Annotated in this window: 17 protein-coding genes; 2 read left to right on the top strand and 15 right to left on the bottom strand. The window is 70.1% G+C overall.

Annotation, left to right across the window (positions count from 1 at the left end; all coding sequences use genetic code 11):
* Positions 1-310 precede the first annotated feature (310 nt).
* Positions 311-940, bottom strand: a complete 630-nt coding sequence (locus K6753_RS09170) for a hypothetical protein (protein WP_223676159.1) — start codon at positions 938-940, stop codon at positions 311-313.
* Between the two features lie 347 nt (positions 941-1287).
* A complete protein-coding gene (locus tag K6753_RS09175; RefSeq protein WP_223676160.1) occupies positions 1288-1941 on the bottom strand; it encodes a hypothetical protein in 654 nt (217 codons plus the stop codon).
* A gap of 138 nt (positions 1942-2079) precedes the next feature.
* Here K6753_RS09175 and K6753_RS09180 point away from each other — a divergent pair, with 138 nt between their 5' ends.
* Complete coding sequence (locus tag K6753_RS09180) at positions 2080-4461, top strand: winged helix-turn-helix domain-containing protein (protein ID WP_223676161.1); 2382 nt, start codon at positions 2080-2082, stop codon at positions 4459-4461.
* Complete coding sequence (locus K6753_RS09185) at positions 4458-4922, top strand: hypothetical protein (protein WP_223676162.1); 465 nt, start codon at positions 4458-4460, stop codon at positions 4920-4922. The genes K6753_RS09180 and K6753_RS09185 overlap by 4 nt, the downstream gene beginning before the upstream one ends.
* Here K6753_RS09185 and K6753_RS09190 read toward each other — a convergent pair.
* From K6753_RS09190 to pyrH, 13 genes are all read right to left on the bottom strand, one after another.
* The gene (locus K6753_RS09190) at positions 4917-5579 is read right to left on the bottom strand and encodes a ribonuclease HII (protein ID WP_223676163.1); all 663 of its coding nucleotides are present in this window, start codon (positions 5577-5579) and stop codon (positions 4917-4919) included. The genes K6753_RS09185 and K6753_RS09190 overlap by 6 nt on opposite strands.
* Positions 5572-6795: a lipid-A-disaccharide synthase gene (gene lpxB / locus K6753_RS09195; protein WP_223676164.1), complete on the bottom strand. Its 1224-nt coding sequence runs from the start codon at positions 6793-6795 to the stop codon at positions 5572-5574. The genes K6753_RS09190 and lpxB overlap by 8 nt, the downstream gene beginning before the upstream one ends.
* Positions 6796-7053: 258 nt before the next feature.
* Entirely contained in the window at positions 7054-7845 is a 792-nt protein-coding gene (lpxA, locus tag K6753_RS09200; protein ID WP_223676165.1) for an acyl-ACP--UDP-N-acetylglucosamine O-acyltransferase, read from the bottom strand.
* A 2-nt stretch (positions 7846-7847) separates the two neighbouring features.
* Complete coding sequence (gene fabZ / locus K6753_RS09205; RefSeq protein ID WP_223676166.1) at positions 7848-8306, bottom strand: 3-hydroxyacyl-ACP dehydratase FabZ; 459 nt, start codon at positions 8304-8306, stop codon at positions 7848-7850.
* Entirely contained in the window at positions 8306-9322 is a 1017-nt protein-coding gene (lpxD, locus tag K6753_RS09210; RefSeq protein WP_223676167.1) for a UDP-3-O-(3-hydroxymyristoyl)glucosamine N-acyltransferase, read from the bottom strand. Before lpxD ends, fabZ begins: the two co-directional genes overlap by 1 nt.
* A 25-nt stretch (positions 9323-9347) precedes the next feature.
* Positions 9348-11879, bottom strand: a complete 2532-nt coding sequence (gene bamA, locus K6753_RS09215; RefSeq protein ID WP_223676168.1) for an outer membrane protein assembly factor BamA — start codon at positions 11877-11879, stop codon at positions 9348-9350.
* Between the two features lie 58 nt (positions 11880-11937).
* A complete protein-coding gene (gene rseP / locus K6753_RS09220; RefSeq protein WP_223676169.1) occupies positions 11938-13299 on the bottom strand; it encodes an RIP metalloprotease RseP in 1362 nt (453 codons plus the stop codon).
* Between the two features lie 36 nt (positions 13300-13335).
* A complete protein-coding gene (locus K6753_RS09225) occupies positions 13336-14514 on the bottom strand; it encodes a 1-deoxy-D-xylulose-5-phosphate reductoisomerase (RefSeq protein WP_223676170.1) in 1179 nt (392 codons plus the stop codon).
* Between the two features lie 16 nt (positions 14515-14530).
* Positions 14531-15367 (bottom strand): phosphatidate cytidylyltransferase, encoded by an 837-nt coding sequence (locus K6753_RS09230; protein ID WP_223676171.1) that lies wholly within the window; start codon positions 15365-15367, stop codon positions 14531-14533.
* A complete protein-coding gene (gene uppS / locus K6753_RS09235) occupies positions 15364-16146 on the bottom strand; it encodes a polyprenyl diphosphate synthase (RefSeq protein WP_223676172.1) in 783 nt (260 codons plus the stop codon). The genes K6753_RS09230 and uppS overlap by 4 nt, the downstream gene beginning before the upstream one ends.
* 17 nt (positions 16147-16163) lie before the next feature.
* Positions 16164-16721: a ribosome recycling factor gene (gene frr, locus K6753_RS09240; protein ID WP_223676173.1), complete on the bottom strand. Its 558-nt coding sequence runs from the start codon at positions 16719-16721 to the stop codon at positions 16164-16166.
* Positions 16722-16834: 113 nt separating this feature from the next.
* The gene (locus K6753_RS09245) at positions 16835-17737 is read right to left on the bottom strand and encodes a cation diffusion facilitator family transporter (RefSeq protein WP_223676174.1); all 903 of its coding nucleotides are present in this window, start codon (positions 17735-17737) and stop codon (positions 16835-16837) included.
* Between the two features lie 74 nt (positions 17738-17811).
* Entirely contained in the window at positions 17812-18543 is a 732-nt protein-coding gene (gene pyrH, locus K6753_RS09250; RefSeq protein WP_223676175.1) for a UMP kinase, read from the bottom strand.
* Positions 18544-18643 lie beyond the last annotated feature (100 nt).

The raw sequence follows: 18643 nt of genomic DNA on the forward strand, positions 1-18643 counted from the left end.
CCTCAAAGGTGGCCGTCTTCCGAGCTGCAAGGGTGCCGGGTTGCTCCTGTAGGAGCGGCTTCAGCCGCGAACCAGCGGCCCGCGCTGGTGTAGGAGCGACGTAAGGCGCGATCGCCAGTGCTTCGAAGCCGCGTGGTCGCGACTTACGTCGCTCCTACAAAGAGGATGGGGGGGCGGTGCGAGTTGTGGCGGCGCGGGCGGGCGGGGAGCGGATCGCGGCTGAAGCCGCTCCTACAGGGGGCGAGTGGGGGCAACAGGCATTTGTAGGAGCGACGTAAGTCGCGATTCGGCGCCGGCTGGAGGTGCGGGATCAGCCGCCGCCGATGCGGAACGGGGTGGCGGGCATGCGGCCGTTGGCGTAGTGGCTGTCGTTGACGCGGGCGTTGTGCTGCAGCAGGGCCAGTTCGGCCAGGCGGTCGCGGACCCATGCGGCGCGCTGGTGGGCGGCGTCACCGTCGGGGTGCTCGTCGTGGCGGTAGGCGCAGAAGTCGATGTACTCCTCGGCTTCGTCCTCGAAGGCCGGCCACGCCAGTTCGAACAGCAGCACGTCGTCCAGTTTGCCGAGCAGGTCGGTGCCGTCCGGGATCAGGTCGTCGTCGCGGTCGACGTAGTCCACCAGCTTGGACACGCGGGCGCGCATGGCGTCGTCGGCGTTCCAGTCGGCGTCGCGCAGCAGTGCGCGAAGCGAGCTGATGCGCGTCATGCGCAGGGCGAGCATCTGCCGGGCCTCGTCCGACGGCATGGCCATCAGCGAAGCGGCCAGGCCGCGAAGCCGCGGCACGTTGACGCGCGGGGCGTCGGGGTGGATCTCATGCAGCAGGGCGTCGAACCGGGCGACGGCTTCGGGGGCGAAGTCGGGTGCGGTGGACGGGTCGATATCGGCCTGGGCGGCGCCGAAGGGCAGGGGCGCGTAGGCCGGCGTCAGGGCGGAAGTACGCATGACATGTCCTCGCGGTGCCGGCCGTGCAAGGACTGGGGCAGAGCGGGCCGGCAAATCGCCGTGCCCCGGTGTATCGCTGTGCCGCGAGCATGCGCCTGCGTGCCGGCGGATTCCAGTGTCTGAAGTGGGGGTGGCGGCCGGAAAGGACAACGGTGTTGCAGCCCCTCCCCCTGCCTGCAGGGGGAGGTTGGGAGGGGGTGCTTTTCGGGCGTGGTTGTCAGTCAGCTTGTTTGGGCGCAATTGCCATGTCAGCGAGGGGTAGAGCACCCCTCCCCAACCCTCCCCTGCTGGCAGGGGAGGGGGTAACTGCGTTGGAGGAGCTGCATGAGGGAACGACAGCATCCGACTCAATGCACCCGGAACAGCGGGGCAGCGGCGCTCACATAGCAGCTGTCGCGCACGGCGCGGCAGTGGGCGGACAGCGCGAATTCGGCGCGGGCGGCGTCCTGCCAGTCGTTGCGGTCGAAGCGGAACCCGCCGGGGTCGGTGCCGCGCAGGGCGGCTTCGATCCGGCGCAGGCGGCAGTAGTCGAGGTAGTCGGCGACCTCGTCCGACAGTCGCGGCCACGCGGCGTCGACCACGATGGCGTCATCCAGCCGGCCGACCTGCTGCAGGCCGTCGGGGATCAGGTCGTGGCCACCGCGGACGTAGTCGACCACCTCGCCGGCGATATCGACGGCGTCGTTGGCCGGGGTCCAGCCAGCATCGGCCAGCAGGCGGGCCAGGACCACTGCCCGGCGCAGGCGCTGGTGAATGGCGCGAATGGCGCTGGCGCCGGCTTCGCCCTGTTCACGCACGCGGCGGGCGGCGGTGGCCAGGGTGTCCCACTCCAACGCCGGCGCGGCCGGGTCGAGGCGGGCGATCAAGCCGTTGAAGCGGTCCAGTGCGGTATCGGACAGCTGGAAGCGATCGACGCGGCGGCGGCGGTGCGGGCGGTCGGCCGGGGTGGTGGCGACCAGCGGGGCCAGGGGGGCATTCAGGGACAGGGCGATGGCGTTCATGGCGGTTCTCCGGTGGGGGACGCCGGCATGTCCGGCGTGGCAACAGAGTCCGCTGGTCGGGCTGCGGGGTCATGATGGCCGCCGTCGCTTTTCGTCTGCGTTGTCACAGGTTCGTGTGGCGGTCATGAGGTTTTTGCGATGGAACCGTCAGGGTCCGCCGGAGACGGCGGTTCGACGGGGGAACGCTACCGATTCGGCCCGGTGGTGGTCGACGCCATTGCACACACCCTGACCCGCGACGGAGCGCCGCAGGCGGTCGAACCCAAGGCCTTCGCGGTGCTGCTGGTGCTGCTGCGGCATGCCGGCGAGCTGGTCGCCCGCGACGACCTGCTGGACGCGGTGTGGGGGCACCGCCACGTGACGCCGGGCGTGCTGACCCGGGCCATCGCGCAGCTGCGCCACGTGCTGGAGGACGACGCCCACCGGCCGGTCTACATCCAGACCCAGCACGCGCTGGGGTACCGGTTCATCGGCGAGCTGGCCGGCAGCACGGTGCCTGCGGGCGACGACGCGCTGCCGGATTCCACCACCGCGCCTGCGCCCCATGAACAGGGCACCGGTCCGCCCAGCGCCGCGGCGACGGTGCCGGCGGCCAGCGGCGTCCAGTCGGACGAGGAGGGTGCACCCTCAACGGCACGGGACACGGCCGTGCCGGGCGGCGCGGCAGACGACGGTTCGCCCACTGCCCCGGCGGCCCCCCTGCCGGCCGCCGCGCCGGCGTTGTTGCCGCCACCCTCGCCAGCGGGGCGCCGCCCGCGCTGGCCGGTCCGCGCCAGATGGGTCGTGGGTGCAGCCGCCGTGCTGATCGCGGTACTGGGCGTACTGGCCTGGCGCACGCAGGCACCACCGGCGCGTCCGGGAGACGCCTCGATCGCGGTGCTGCCGTTCACCAGCCTGAGCGACGACCGCGACGACAGCTATTTTGCCGAAGGCCTGGCAGTGGAGATGCACGACGCGCTGGCCGGGGTGCCGGGGCTGAAGGTAGCCGCGCGCATCGCCTCGGACCCGGCCGCGCAGGGCGCACCCGACATCAGGGCGCTGGGGCGCACGCTGGGGGTGGCGACGGTGCTGGATGCCAGCGTGCGGCGCGACGGCGCGCGCGTGCGCATCAACGCGCGGCTGTCGGACACGGCCAGCGGCTTCACCCTGTGGAGCGACACGTACGAGCGCGACGCGGCCGACGTGTTCGCGGTGCAGAGCGAGATCGCCAGCGAGGTGGTGCAGTCGTTGCTGGGCGTACTGCCGGGCGAGGGCCCGGCGCTGAGCGCGCGGCTGGCGCCCACGCACGACCTCGATGCCTATGACGCGTACCTCAAGGGGCTGCAGCAGTTGCGCACCGGCGGCGACGATGCGCGCCTGGTCAACGCGGTGGGGTTCTTCAACCAGGCCCTGGCGGCGGATGCGGGGTTCGCGCGTGCGCAGGCCGGCATCTGCCGCGCGGAGATCGCCCGGTTCGAGGAGGCGCGCGACACGCCCGCGTTCGAACGTGCGCGTGCGGCCTGCGCGCGCGCCGAGCAGATGGACCCGACGCTGCGCGAGGTCAGCCTGGCGCTGGGCGAACTGCACCGCGTGCGCAGCGAGTTCGCGCAGGCCACGGTGCAGTACACGCGCGCGCTGGACGACCTGTCGCTGCGGCCGGCGGCCTACATCGGCCTGGCCCGCATCCAGAGCGCGCAGGGCCGCAACGTGCAGGCGCTGGATTTCTTCGAGCAGGCGCGCCGGCTGCGGCCCGGCGATGGCGTGATCTACCGCGAGCTCGGGTACCACCAGTACCTCAACGGCGACACGGCGGCAGCGATCGAATCGTTCCGTACCGCCGCCACGCTGCTGCCCGACGATGCCGGGGTGTGGAGCAGCCTGGGCGGGCTGTACCTGGCCGGCGGCGACACCGCCAACGCGGCCGAGGCGTTCGAGCGCTCGCTGCGGATCGAACCCAGCTACGGCGCGCTCAGCAACTTCGGCACGCTGCGCTACGGACAGGGCGCCTACGCCGAGGCCGCGGACCTGTTCCGCCACGCCGCCGAACTGGACCCGGGCGACTACCGCATCTGGGGCAACGTCGGGGACGCGCTGTCGGCTAATCCGGTGACGGCAGCGGAGGCGGAGGCACCGTACCGCCGCGCCGCGCAGATGGCCGAGGCTTATGTCGCCATCAACCGCACCGATGCGCAGGCGCTGGCGCTGCTGGCGTGGTACCGCGCCAACCTGGACGAAACCGGCTCCGCGCGCGAACGCCTGGCGCAGGCCGAGGCATTGGCGACCGAACGCGGCGAGGTGGCGTTCCTGGGTGCGCAGACGCTTGCGGTCATCGGTGACGATGCGGGCGCACGCGAGCGCCTGCTGCGCGCACGGCAGGCCGGCATTCCCCAGCAGCGCCTTCGTGCTTCGCCGCACCTGCAGCGCCTGATCGGCACGGGCGAAGCACCGGGTGCGTCAGGAGGCATCTCCACGTCCACATCCATCCATGCACGGGCGGGCCCAGGCAGTCCCATACGCAGTTCCACCAGGAGAGAGGCATGAAAACGTTGAGAGTGTTGGCACTGGCCATGCTGGCCGGCAGTGCGGTGACCGCATGCAGCATGCACGGTCCGACCGCGGACCCGGCCGAAGTCGCGAACCGCGCAGTCGACCCGGACGACGGCACGTGGTGCGGCACGCCGGGTGCGACCGGGCCGGTCTACATCAACATCACCTACGCCGACGACGGCGCGGCCCGGGCCTCGCCGGAGAACTGCTACGTCGACAGCGGCACCGAGGTGACCTGGCGGGGGCCGATGGGCGAGCCGGTTGAGTTCCGGATCCAGTTCAAGGCGGCCGCGCCCTTGGGCGGCGATGCGGTTGGGCCCCTGGTGTCGAGCGCTTCGGGCCGGCGCGACAAGGTCAGGCGGCTGATCTCCGGCGCTGACGGAAGTTACGCCTACGGCATCGCCGCCAACGGCATCGTGACCGACCCGGCGATCATCATCCGCCGGCAGCTATAGCGATTCGACCACCGTTACGTGGCCTGAAGACGGCGGATGAATGCCGGCCGCATCGCGCACCGGCGCGAAACTGCGCCGGTGGTGCGGGCACGGGCCGTGCGTGCGCAGCGCGGCCAGGTGCGTCGGCGTCGCATAGCCCTTGTGCACGTCGAAGCCGTAGTGCGGCCACTGTTCGTGCAGTTGCCGCATCAGGCGGTCGCGCGTGACCTTGGCGAGGATGGACGCGGCCATGATCGCGCGGTCGCGTGCGTCGCCGCCGATCCATGCCTCGGCCGGGCAGGGCAGGCCGCGCGGCAGGGCGTTGCCGTCGATGCGGGCGAGCTCCGCGGCATGGGCAACGCCTTCCAACGCCAGGCGCATGCCCAGCATCGTGGCCTGGTAGATGTTGAGGCGATCGATGTCGGCGACCTCGACGGCGACCACGTGCCACGCGGTGGCGCGTTCGACGATGCGCTCGTAGAGCTGCTCGCGCCGCTGCGCATTGAGCTGCTTGGAATCGGCCAGGCCGTTGACCGGCGTGCGCCCCGGGCGCAGCACCACGGCGGCCACGACGACCGGCCCGGCAAGCGGACCGCGACCGGCCTCGTCGATGCCGGCGATACGGCGCGCGCCGGGCGCGACGGGCAGGTCGAACGCGAGCTGTGCGCCGTCAGCCATGGGCGGAGTGTGCATCGCCGAGGGCAGATGGTGTCGTGGGCATCGCGAGAAGTTCGCTGACGGCATCGGCGGCGCGGGCGGAGGCGTCCTGGCGCAGTGCTTCGTGAAGTGCGGTGAAACGCGGTTCGAGGCGGGTGGCGATTGACGGGTCGCGCAGCGCCGCGAGCGTGGCGTCGGCCAGTTTCTCCGGGGTGCAGTCGTGCTGCATCAACTCCGGGACCAGTGCTTCGCCGGCCAGCACGTTGGGCAGGCTGTAGTGGTCCACCTTCAGCATGCCCAGCCCTTTCACCAGCGCATGGGTGAGCGGCGCGACCTTGTAGGCCACCACCATCGGGCGTTTGGCCAGCATGGCCTCCAACGTGGCCGTGCCCGAGGCCAGCAGGATGGCGTCGCTGGCGGCCATGACCGTGCGGGCGTGGCCGTCGACCACGCGCAGGGCGGGGCGCAGGGTGTCGGCGTCGGGGTGCGCGGCCAGCACGCGGTCGAACGCGGCGCGCGCGCGCGGGCCGGCCATCGGCGCGACGACCTGCAGGCCTTGGATCTCGGTCAGCACGCGCGCGGCCGCAGCGAGGAAGTCCGGTGCAAGACGCTCGATCTCGCCCGTGCGTGACCCCGGCAGCAGCGCCAGCATCGGGCGGGCGCTGTCGACCTGCAGTTGCGCGCGCGCGGCGCCGCGTTCGGGCCGCAACGGCATCTCGTCGGCCAGCGGATGGCCGACGAAGCGCGCATCCACGCCATGTGCGGCGTAGATCGGCGGCTCCATCGGGAACAGGCAGAGCACGCGGTCGGCGCTGCGTCCGATCTTCGCGGCGCGCTTCTCGCGCCACGCCCAGACCGACGGGCTGACGTAATGGACGGTGCGAATGCCACGATCCTTCAGCCAGCGCTCCACGCCGAGGTTGAAGTCCGGGGCGTCGATGCCGATGAACACCTCCGGCTGCCAGGCGAACAGGCGCTCGCGCAGGTCGCGGCGCACGCGCAGCAGGCGGGGCAGGTGCCGCAGCACCTCGGCCAGGCCCATGACGGCCAGCTCGTCGGCATCGAACCACGTGTCCATGCCCTGGCTGCGCATCTGCGGACCGCCGATGCCGGCGAACTCGGCGTCCGGGTGCCGCTTGCGAAGTTCCGCGAGCAGCCCGGCACCGAGGAGGTCGCCCGAGGCTTCACCGGCGACGAGGGCGATGCGCGGTGGGCGGGACGCGGCAGGGCGGGTCATGGAGTCGATGTCGGGGCTCACGCCGGCATTGTCCCTCAAAGGTGGCCGTCTTCCGAGCTGCAAGGGTGCCGGGTTGCTCCTGTAGGAGCGGCTTCAGCCGCGAACCAGCGGCCCGCGCTGGTGTAGGAGCGACGTAAGTCGCGATCGCCAGTGCTTCGAAGCCGCGTGGTCGCGACTTACGTCGCTCCTACAAAGGTGCCGATTCATACCGGTGGTGGTGATCGCGGCTGAAGCCGCTCCTACAGTGGCGCTGTGGGGTCAGCGCAGCAGCGGGCGCTCGCCACTCTCGATGAACGCAAGCAGGGCGCGCACGTCATCGCTCTCGCCGGCCAGTTCGGCCAGCTTGACGCGCGCGTCATCGAGCGAGGCGCCCGACATGTACACCGCGCGGTAGGCGCGCTTGATCGCGCCGATGCGGCCGCTGTCGAAGCCGCGGCGCTTCAGGCCTTCGCTGTTGATGCCGCGCGGGCGGCCGTAGCCGTCCTGCGCCACCATCAGGAACGGCGGCACGTCGCCGTTGACGAACGCGCCCATGCCGATGAACGCGTGGTCGCCGATCCGGCAGAACTGGTGGATGCCGGCGAAGCCGCTGAGGATGACGTGGTCGCCGACGGTGACGTGGCCGGCCAGCGTGGCGTTGTTGGAGAACACGCAGTGGCTGCCGACGACGCAGTCGTGGGCCACGTGGGTGTAGGCCAGCAACCAGTTGTCGTGGCCGATGCGGGTAATGCCGCCGCCGCTGCCGGTGCCGCGATTGACCGTGACGAACTCGCGGAAGGTGTTGCGGTCGCCGATCTCGAGCTCGGCGCGCTCGCCGGAGAACTTCTTGTCCTGCGGGTCGCCGCCGATCGCGCAATGCCCGTGGAAGGCGTTGTCGCTACCGATGCGGGTCGGGCCCTTGACGCTGCAGTGCGGCCCGAACGTCGTGCCTTCACCGACCTCGACCTCGTCGCCGATATGGCAGAACGCACCCACCCGTACGCCCGGCGCCAGCCGTGCACCGGCCTCGACCACCGCACTGGGATGGATGTCGGGCGCCGCAGCGCTCATGGTCAGACCTTGACCTCGGCGCAGAGGATCTCCGCGCAGGCCGCCTGCTCGCCATCGACGCGGGCGATGCCGCTGTACATCGCCATGTTGCGGATGACGCGCTTGAGGGTGACCTCCAGCTCCAGCCGGTCGCCCGGGACGACCATGCGCGAGAACTTCGCGCCGTCGATCTTGACCAGGTAGAACAGCTTGCCGTCGGTACCGGACTGGTGGCTGAGCTGGGTCAGCAGGCCGCCGGCCTGGGCCAGCGCCTCCACCACCAGCACGCCCGGCATCACCGGCTGGCCTGGGAAGTGGCCGTTGAAGAAGGGCTCGTTGCAGGTGACGTTCTTGTACGCCAGCACGCGCTTGTGCGCCTCGAACTCGACCACGCGGTCGACCAGCAGGAACGGGTAGCGGTGCGGCAGCAGTTCCTGGATCGCGGGGACATCGAGGGGCAGTTTCGGGATCGAACTCATCATCATTCCTTGTCGGCGGCATTGACGCGCCGTGCCAGCGCGTCGAGCTGCTTGAAGCGGGCGGCGCTCTTGCGCCAGCTGCGATTGTCCATCAGCGGCGTGCCCGAGGAGTACTCGCCGGGTTCGCGGATGGAGTGGGTGACCAGGCTCATTGCGGTGACGATGACGCGGTCGCAGATCTCCAGGTGGCCGAGCACGCCGGCGGCGCCGCCGATCAGGCAGTGGCGGCCGATGCGCGCGCTGCCTGCGACCGCCGAGCAGCCCGCCATCGCGGTGTGCGCGCCGATGCGGACGTTGTGGCCGATCTGGATCTGGTTGTCGAGGCGCACGTCGTCTTCCAGGACGGTGTCGTCGATGGCGCCGCGGTCGATGGTGGTGTTGGCGCCGATCTCGCAATCGTCGCCAATCACGACGCCGCCCAGCTGCGGCACCTTGATCCAGTGCCCGCCCTCCATCGCCAGGCCGAAACCGTCCGCGCCCAGCACGGCGCCGGGGTGGATGCGCACACGCTGGCCCAGGCGGACGCGCGTGACGAGGGTGACGCGGGCGATGAGTTCGCTGCCGGCCCCGACGATGCAGTCATCGCCGATCACGCAGCCCGGGCCCACCACCGCGCCGGCTTCGATCCGGCTGCGTGAACCCACGGTCACGAACGGGCCGACGCTGGCGTCGGCATCGATGTGGGCATCCGTGGCAACCACGGCGGAGGCGTGGATGCCCGCCGTCACGTCGGCCCGCGGTTCGAACAGCGCAGCGATCCTGGCAAACGCGACGTACGGGTCGCGCGCGGTCAGTGCGGTGCCGGGATAGCCCTCGGCATCGTCTTCGCGCATGACCACGATGCCGGCACGGCTGTCGGCCAGCTGCGAGCGGTATTTCGGATTGGCGAGGAACGCCAGGTGGTCCGGCCCAGCCCCCGCGAGGGTGCCGACGCCGCACACGACGCGGGCCCCGTCGCCATGCAGGCCGAGCCCGAATCGCTCGGCCAGCGCGGCGGCGGTGTGCGTCGCAGGTTGCATCAGCGCGGGCGGCCGGTGGCCGCCGTCAGAACTGCCCGCCGAAGGTGAACTGCAGGCGCTCGATGTCGTCGCCCTCTTCCTTCTTGAACGGATAGGCGTAGCTGATGGAGATCGGGCCCATCGGAGAGCGCCACATCAATGCCACGCCGGTGGACGCGCGCAGTTCGCCGGCATCGAAGTTGTCGACGCCGTCATAGACGTTGCCGAAGTCGACGAACGCCGACACGCGGGCGGCCGGAGTGTCGAGCAGGGTGGGGAAGTACATCTCCAGCGAGCCAACCGTCTTCAGCGAGCCGCCCACCGGCTGGGTGAAGCTGCTGCCAGAAATCGCGGGCTCGCGAGGGCCGAGCGTGTTGTCGGTAAAGCCACGCACCGAACGGGTACCGCCGGCGTAGAAGTTCTCGAAGAACGGAAGGCCATCGGCGGTGACCGTCTCGATGTAGTCCGGCGAGCTGGTTTCGCACGGCTCGGTCGGATCCGGCCCGGGGACGAACACGGGCGGTGTGTCCTCGTCGCCATCGGTGTCCTGCACCGACCCCGCGGTGAAACAGATGTTGCGCACCACGGCGTCCCCATAGCTGTCGCCGTAACCCAGTTCGGCACGGGTGTTGAGCACGAAGTGGCGCGAGAGCGGCCAGAACTTGGAGAAGTTGTAGTTGAGCTTGAAGTACTCGACCGTCGAACCCGGCAGCGTCGACTCCAGCCACACGCGCTGGTAGGTGCCTGCCGTCGGCGTCAAGGCGTTGTTGAGCGTATTGCGCGCCCAGCCCACTTCGCCGCGCCAGGCATGGAACGTGCGCTGGCCGATGGCGTCGATGTAATCGACGATCGATTCCGGAGTGGAACCGCGGAAGGCGAAGATCTCGTTGCTGTCGATGCCGAACAGCGCGGTAATGGTGTCGGTTTCGGTGATCGGAATGCCGAGTACCGTCTGCGCGGCGCCACTGGTGCTGGAGTAGCGCGCGGTGTTGAAGTCGGAGTTGTCGAACTCGCGCCACCACAGGTTGTAGCCCAGCGACACGCCGCTGTCGGTGAAGTACGGGTTGATGAACGAGAAGTCGTAGCGCTGCAGGTAGTCGTTGCGCTGGGCCTGCACGGAGATGCGGTTGCCGCTGCCCAGGAAGTTGTTCTGCGAGAGCTGGATCTGGGTGGTCAGGCCGGTCAGCTGCGAGAAACCGACGCCGAACACGAAGCTGCCCGAAGTGGTCTCCGTGACGTTGTAGACCACGTCGACCTGGTCGTTGGTGCCGGCCACCGGCTGGCTCTCGACGTCCACGCTTTCGAAATAGCCCAAGCCCTGCAGGCGGATCTTGGAACGGTCGATCGCCGCCTGCGAATACCACGCGCCCTCGAACTGGCGCATCTCGCGGCGCAATACCTCGTCGCTGGTGCGCGAATTGCCCTTGAACACGATGCGGCGCACGTTGACGCGCGGGCCGGGCACCACCTGCATGTTGATGGCGACGGTCTTGTCTTCGCGGTTGACGTCCGGGATCGGGTTCACCTGCGCGAACGCATAACCCACGTTGCCAAGGGTCGCGATGATCGAGTCGGAGCTGACTTCGAGCAGGCGACGCGAGAACGTCTGGTCGGGCTTGACCAGCACCAGCCGCTCGATCTGCTCCTTGGGGAGCACCGTGTCGCCGCTGACCTGCACGTCCGAGACGGTGTACTTCTCGCCTTCGGTCACGCCCGCGGTGATGAACATGTCCTGCTTGTCGGGGCTGATCGCGACCTGGGTGGAGTCGATGCTGAAGTCGACGTAGCCGCGGTCCAGGTAATACGAGTTGAGCTTCTCCAAGTCGCCGGAGAGCTTTTCGCGCGAGTACTGGTCGTCGCGGCGGTACCAGCTGAGCCAGTTGCTCTCGGCCGACTCCCAGCCCTCGAGGATTTCTTCCTGCCCGTAGGTCTCGTTGCCGATCAGGTTAATGTGGCGGATCTTGGCCGCGTCGCCCTCGTCGATGGCGATGGTGATGTCGACGCGGTTGCGGTCCAGGCGAGACACGGTCGGGGTGATCTCGACGTTGTACTTGCCGCGGTTGTTGTACTGCCGGGTCAGCTCCTGGGTAACGCGGTCCAGGGCCAGTCGGTCGAAGGTATTGCCTTCGGTCAGGCCGATCTCGTTGAGGCCGGTCTGCAGGTCCTCGGTCTTGATGTCCTTGTTGCCGGTCAGCGTCAGCGTGTTGATCGCCGGACGCTCGGTGACGGTCACCACCAGGATGTCGCCCTGGCGGCCGATCTGGACGTCCTCGAAGAAGCCGGTGGCATACAGCGCGCGAACGGCCTCGCCGGCGCGGGCGCGGTCGACGGTGTCGCCACGCTCGATCGGCAGGTAGGTGAACACCGTACCGGCGGCGATGCGCTGCAGGCCGTCGACGCGGATGTCGCTGACAGTGAAGGCGTCCGGTGCCGGCGCCATGGCCGGCTGCGGGGCGGCCGGTGCGGCAAACGGGTCGGTCGCGGACGGGATGGCGGTCTGCGCCGTTGCGGGCAATGCCGGCGCCAGGGCCGTGGCGAGGGCAAGGGCAAGCAGGCGGCGGGAAGGCAGTCGCGTCATCAGGGGGTCCGGTTGGGGAACGTGGTCGCCGCGGAAGGCGGAGGCAGGGCAGGCGGCATCAGCGCACCAGGTTGTTCACGATGTCGTTGTAGAACGCCAAGCCCATCAGGCCGGCGATCAGCGCCAGGCCGACATACTGCCCGGCGGCCATCACGCGATCGCTGACCGGGCTGCCTTTGACCAGCTCGATAAGGTAATACAGCAGGTGACCGCCGTCCAAGATCGGGATCGGCAGCAGGTTCAGGATGCCTAGGCTGAGCGACAGCAGTGCCAGCAGGGAGAGGTACCAGGCCAAGCCCTGGTCGGCGTAGGCATTGGCGGCGCGGGCGATGGTGACCGGGCCGGCGACGGTGTTCTCCACCGCGACCCGGCCGGTGAAGGCGCGGCCGATCATGTCAAGCAGCTCGCCCGCCTGGTGCAGGCCCTCGTGCACTGCCGCCGGCACCGCCTCGAGCGGTCCATGGCGCAGCAGGGCGTCCTTCTCCGGCAGCGCCGGTCGGGCCGAGGCGATGCCCAGCGCCCAGTAATCGGTTCCGGTGTCGTCCTGCATCCTGCGCGGCAGGATCTCCAGCGCCAGCCGCTCGCCCTGGCGTTCGACCTCGATCATGGCCGGTTGGCCGCGCTCGCCGACGGCCTGCGCCAGCAGGCCGATGTCGTCCCAGCCGTCGACGCGCGCGCCGTCGAACGCGGTGATCCGGTCGCCCTCCATCAGTACGTCGGCCGCGGCGGAGTCCGGCACCACGCGGCCGACGACGGCCGGCACCTCCATGTGGCGCGGCGACAGGCCGATCACCTCGATCGCGCGGCGTTCGTCGAATTCGGCGGGAAGTCGGTCGAGGGGCAGGTCGACGGTGCGCTCGCCGCCGGCCGCGTCGCGGATCGCCACGGGCACGGCGACCCGGTCGAGCGCGGCCGGGAGCAGCGCCATCTGCACCTCGCTCCAGGTCGGGGTGGCGCGCTCACCGACGGCCAGCACCGTGTCGCCGCGCTCCAGGCCGGCCTCGGCGGCGATGCCTTCGACCTGGCCCAGCACCGGCGCGTAATCGGGACGGCCGACGACGAACATCGCCCACAGCAGCGCTACGCAGAGCAGCAGGTTGGCAATGGGCCCGGCGGCCACGATCGCAATGCGGCGGAACACGGACTGTCGATTGAAGGCCTGCGCGGCCTCGGCCGGCGCTACATCGCCCTCGCGCTCGTCGAGCATCTTGACGTAGCCACCCAGCGGGATCGCGGCGATGGCGTACTCGGTGCCGTCACGGCCCCGGCGCATCCAAAGCGGCTTGCCGAAGCCCACCGAGAAGCGCAGCACCTTGACCCCGCAGCGCCGGGCCACCCAGTAGTGCCCGAACTCGTGGAACGTGACCAGCACGCCGAGGCTGACGATCAGCCACCAGATGGAGCCGAGCAGCTCACCCATGGCACGACTTCGAAGAGCGCGGGCTCGTTGGATGCGTCATGTGGCGGGGCCCATCCGGGTGATCTCGTGTTCCACGTGTCGCCGGGCCGCCGCGTCGGCCTGATGCAGGCCTTCGAGCGAGTCGGCCGCGCCGGCGGGGGTGCCCGAGAGCGCGGCTTCGACCAACCGGGGGATGGAAAGGAAACCCACCCGCCGCTGAAGAAAGGCTGAAACCGCCACTTCGTTGGCCGCGTTGAGCACCGCCGGGGCCGTGCCGCCGGCCTCCAGCGCGTCGAATGCCAGGCGCAGGCAGGGGAACGCGTCCAGGTCGGGCGCCTCGAATTCCAGCCTTCCGCCTTGTGCCAGCAGGTCCAGCCCGGCGACACCGGACTCCAGCCGCTCCGGCCATCCGAACCCCACCGCCAGCGCGGTGCGCATGTCGGGCAGGCCGAGCTGGGCGAGCGTGGAACCGTCGCGGAACGTCACCAGGGAGTGCACCAGGCTCTGCGGGTGCACCAGCACGTCGATGCGCGCGCGCTCCACGTTGAACAGATGGTGGGCCTCGATGACCTCCAGGCCCTTGTTCATCAGGGTGGCCGAGTCGACCGAGATCTTCGGCCCCATCGACCACTTCGGATGGGCGACGGCCTGCTCGGGCGTCACCGCTTCCAGCGTGTCGCGGCGCCAGCCTCGAAACGGGCCGCCCGAGGCCGTCAGCGTGATATGCGCCAGTCCGTCGCGGGCGGCGGCGTCGGGCAGGCACTGGAAGATCGCGTTGTGCTCGCTGTCGATCGGCACGATGGTCGCGCCGCCGTTGCATGCGGCCTGCATCAGGAGTTCGCCGGCCAACACCAGCGATTCCTTGTTCGCCAGCAGCAGCCGCTTGCCGGCGTGTGCCGCCGCGAGCGTGGACGGCAGGCCCGCGGCGCCGACGATCGCCGCCACGACGGTGTCGCAGTCGCTTCCCGCCGCCAGGGCGCAGATCGCGTCGGCGCCGGCGTGGGCTTCGGTGTCCAGGCCGGCGTCGCGCAGGCCGTCGCGCAAAGCGATGTAGCCGGCTTCGTCGGCGATCACCGCATGGCGGGGGCGGTGCGTCCGGCACAGCGCCAGCAACGCATCGACGTTGCTGCCCGCGGCGAGCACGGTGGCGCGCAGGCGCTCGGGGTGGCGTGCGATGACATCGAGTGCCGAAGCACCGATCGAACCGGTCGCACCGAGGACGGCGATCTCGCGCATTACAGGGCCTGCGGCATCAGAAACCCGCGACGGCCTTGCCGAGCGCGAACACCGGCAGCGCGGCCAGCACGCCATCGATGCGGTCGAGGATGCCGCCGTGGCCCGGGATCAGGTGGCCCGAATCCTTCACCCCGGCATGCCGCTTGAGCAGGCTTTCGAACAGGTCGCCGATGACCGAGGCCAGCGCCGCGACCATGGAAACCAGCGCGACCCAGCCCAGTTCATGCGGCTCCGCTCCGGCGAGCAGCCCGACGAGCGTGCCGGTGATGACACCGGCGATGACGCCACCGGCCATGCCTTCGATCGTCTTGTTGGGGCTGATGTTGGGCGCCAGCTTGCGGCGACCCAGCTTGCGGCCGGTGAAGTAGGCGCCGGTGTCGGCGGCCCAGACCACGCCCAGCGCGGCCAGCAGCCAGTAGTGGCCGTCGGGCACCTCGGCGTGGATCCATGCCAGCGCGCACCAGGCCGGCACCACCGCCAGCGTGCCGGCGGCCAGCTTGAACACGCGTGCGTGGGTGTCGTGGTCGCTGGCGAAGCGCGGGCGGCCCAGCCACAGCAGCGCCACCAGCCACCACACCACGCCGATGAGCGTGGCCACCTGCAGCAGCACGAGGCTGAAGCCCGACGGCCCGCGCGAGCCCCACACGATCGCCACCATCATCGCGAGGTTGGCGACCAGCAGCACCGTGCGCGCCAGCGTGTCCTCGATCTCGGCCAGCTCCAGCCACTCCCACAGGCCGGCCAGGAACAGCAGCGCGGCCAGCATCACCATCCATTCGGTGGGCAGGAACAGGATGCCGAGGATGGCCGCCGGGGCCATGATCAGGGCGGCGAGGACGCGGGTTCGGGTCATTCGGAAGTCTCTTGGGGTCGGCCGGCCACCTGTGCGCCGGTCAGGCCGTAGCGGCGCTCGCGCGAGGCGAAGTCGTCCAGCGCGCGCTGCAGGGTGGCCGCATCGAGCTCGGGCCACAAGGCATCGGTGAACCACAGTTCGGTGTAGGCCAGCTGCCACAGCAGGAAATTGCTGATGCGTTGCTCGCCGCCGGTGCGGATGAACAGGTCGGGCGGCGGCAGGTCGGCCAGGCACACCCGCGAACCCAGCATCGCTTCGTCGATGGCATCGGGGTCGAGCCGGCCGGCCGCCACGTCACGCGCCAGCGAACGGGCCGCCTGGGCGATGTCCCACTGGCCGCCGTAGCTGGCGGCGATGGTCAGGTTCAGGCGGGTGTTGTCGCGGGTCGTGGTTTCGGCCGCCGCCATCCGCTGTACCAGGGCGGGGCCGAAGCGATCGCGCTGGCCGATGAAGCGCACGCGCACGCCTCGGCGGTGCAGTTCCTCCACCTCGCGGTCAAGCGCATTGAGGAACAGCTTCATCAGCGCACCGACCTCGTCTTCCGGCCGGCCCCAGTTCTCGCTGGAGAAGGCGAACAGGGTCAGGGCGCCGATGCCGCGCTCAAGGCAGAAATCGATGCAGGTGTTGACCGCGCGTGCACCGGCACGGTGGCCGACGGCGCGCGGGCGACGGCGACGCTCCGCCCAGCGTCCGTTGCCGTCCATGATGACGGCGACATGGCACGGGATGCGGGGTTCGGCGCCCGCAGGCGCAGGCGATGACGGATCCGGGGTGGGCATGAGGCGTGTCGGACCCCTCAGACCGCCAGCAGTTCCTGCTCCTTGGCCTTGACCACCTCGTCCACGTCCTTGATGGCCGAGTCCGTCAGCTTCTGGATCTCGTCCTCGGTGCGGCGCACGTCGTCTTCGGTGATCTGCTTGTCCTTCAGCAGCTCCTTCACCTGGTGGTTGGCGTCGCGGCGGATGTTGCGGATGGCGACCTTCGCGTCCTCGCCACCGGCGTGCACGTGCTTGGACAGTTCCTTGCGGCGCTCCTCCGTGAGGGCGGGCAGGTTGATGCGGATCACCGTGCCGGCGGTATTGGGCGTCAGGCCCAGGTCGGAGGCCAGGATCGCCTTCTCGACCGCGGAGACCATCTGCTTCTCCCACGGAGTGATCGTGAGCGAACGCGCGTCGGTGACCGCAACGCTGGCGACCTGCGACAGCGGCATGTCCGAGCCGTAGTAGTTCACCTTCAGGTGCTCGACCAGCGCGGTGGAGGCGCGGCCGGTGCGGACCTTGGTCAGGTCGTGGCGGAACGCCTCGACGCTCTTGGCCATGCGCGTCTGGGCATCTTTCTTGATCTCGTTGAGCATCGCCGGCTCCGGTCCAATGACGGTAATCGCGGGATTATAGCCGGCGGGCTAGGAGACTCGGGATCCGGCATCAGGGGCCGGGGCCGGCCGCCGTGACCCCGACCACCGCCGCCTCAGTGCGCCGTTGCGTCCCTGCATCCGTCGCCGTGCTCGACCTGGAGCGTCGGGTGGGTGATGCGGAACCGCTGGCCGAGCTCGCCCACGGTCTGCGCGATGAACGCATCGTGCCCGGTGTCGCAATGGCGCACCACGTGCGCGGTCAGCGCGATCTCGCCCGCGCCCAGCGACCAGATATGCACGTGGTGGACCGCGTCCACGCCGGGCTGCGCGGCGAGGAATGCACGCACCTGTACCGGGTCGATGCCGCGCGGAACCGCGTCCATGGTGGCGGCCAGGCTTTCGCGCAGCAGGCCGAACGCGCTCCACGCGACGACCGCACCGATCAGCAGCGCCACGGCCGGGTCCAGCCACGCCCAACCCAGCCACCACATGCCCAGGCCCGCCGCGACCGCCGCCGCCGACACCGCGGCGTCGGCCATCAGGTGCAGGAAGGCGCCGCGTCGGTTGAGGTCGTGCGCATCACCGCCGCGCACCAGCCAGGCGGCGCCGAGGTTGACGACGATGCCCAGCGCCGCGACCACCACCACCGGCAGCGCGGGGATCTCGGGCGGTGCGTCGATGCGGCGGACCGCCTCCCAGCCCAATGCGCCCGAGAACCCCACCAGCAGCAGCGCATTGGCCAGCGGTGACAGCAGCGTCGCACGGCGCCAGCCGTAGGTATGGCGCTCGCTGGCCGGGCGCCGCGCCAGGACCGCGGCCGCCCACGCCAGCGCCAGTCCGAGCACGTCGCCCAGGTTGTGCAGCGCATCGGTAAGCAGGGCCAGCGAGCCAGTTGCGAATCCGTAGCCGGCCTCGATCGCGGTGTAGGCGAGGTTGACCAGCGTCACGGCCGCGAACGCGCGCGTGCCATGGTCGTGACCGTGAGCGTGGTCGTGGTGGGTGTGGTGACCGTGCATCGGTCCAGTGTGCCTGCCGGGCGCGACAAGGCGAAGCGTGTCGATCCTCTTCCGGCTGGGCAGGCCGTCCCCGGCTAGCGGCCCGCGTCGCGTCCCTTGACCAGGGTGCCGACGTCTTCGCCGCGCAGGATCCGCAACAGCGTGCCGGGCTGGGCCATGTCGAAGATCCGCAGCGGCAGGTCGGCGTCCCGGCACAGCGCGAATGCGGCCGTGTCCATCACCTGCAGGTCGCGGGCGATGACCTGGTCGTACGTCAGGCGGTCGAATCGCGAGGCGTCGCCATGCTTCTTCGGGTCCCGGTCGTAGACGCCGTCGACCTTGGTGGCCTTCAGCAACAGGTCGGCCCCGATCTCGATCGCCCGCAGCGCGGCGCCCGAGTCGGTGGTGAAGAACGGGTTGCCGGTGCCGGCGGCGAATACCACCAGCCGGCCCTTCTCCAGGTGGCGGATGGCGCGGCGGCGGATGTAGTCCTCGCACACGTCGTTGATCTTGATCGCACTCATCACCCGGGCCTTGCCGCCCAGCTTCTCCAGCGCGTCCTGCATCGCCAGCGCGTTGATCACGGTGGCGAGCATGCCCATGTGGTCGCCGGTGACGCGGTCCATGCCGCCGGCGGCCAGGCCCGCGCCGCGGAAGATGTTGCCGCCGCCCACCACCAGTGCGATCTCCGCGCCGGCGTGCTGTGCCTCGATCACCTCGCGCGCAAGGCGCTCGATCACCTTGGGGTCGATGCCGTAGTCCTCATCCCCCATCAATGCCTCGCCGGACAGCTTCAACAGGACGCGGCGGTAGGCGAGCTGGGACATGGGGCGATTCTCTGGCGTTGGCAAACCCCGGAATTCTAGCCGAGGTAGGGGGGATGCCACGAGTTGCGTTCCACTGGACATGGATGCGATCGCGCCGCTC

The sequence above is a fragment of the Novilysobacter selenitireducens genome, assembly GCF_020026895.1.
Classification (GTDB): Bacteria; Pseudomonadota; Gammaproteobacteria; order Xanthomonadales; family Xanthomonadaceae; genus Lysobacter_C; species Lysobacter_C selenitireducens.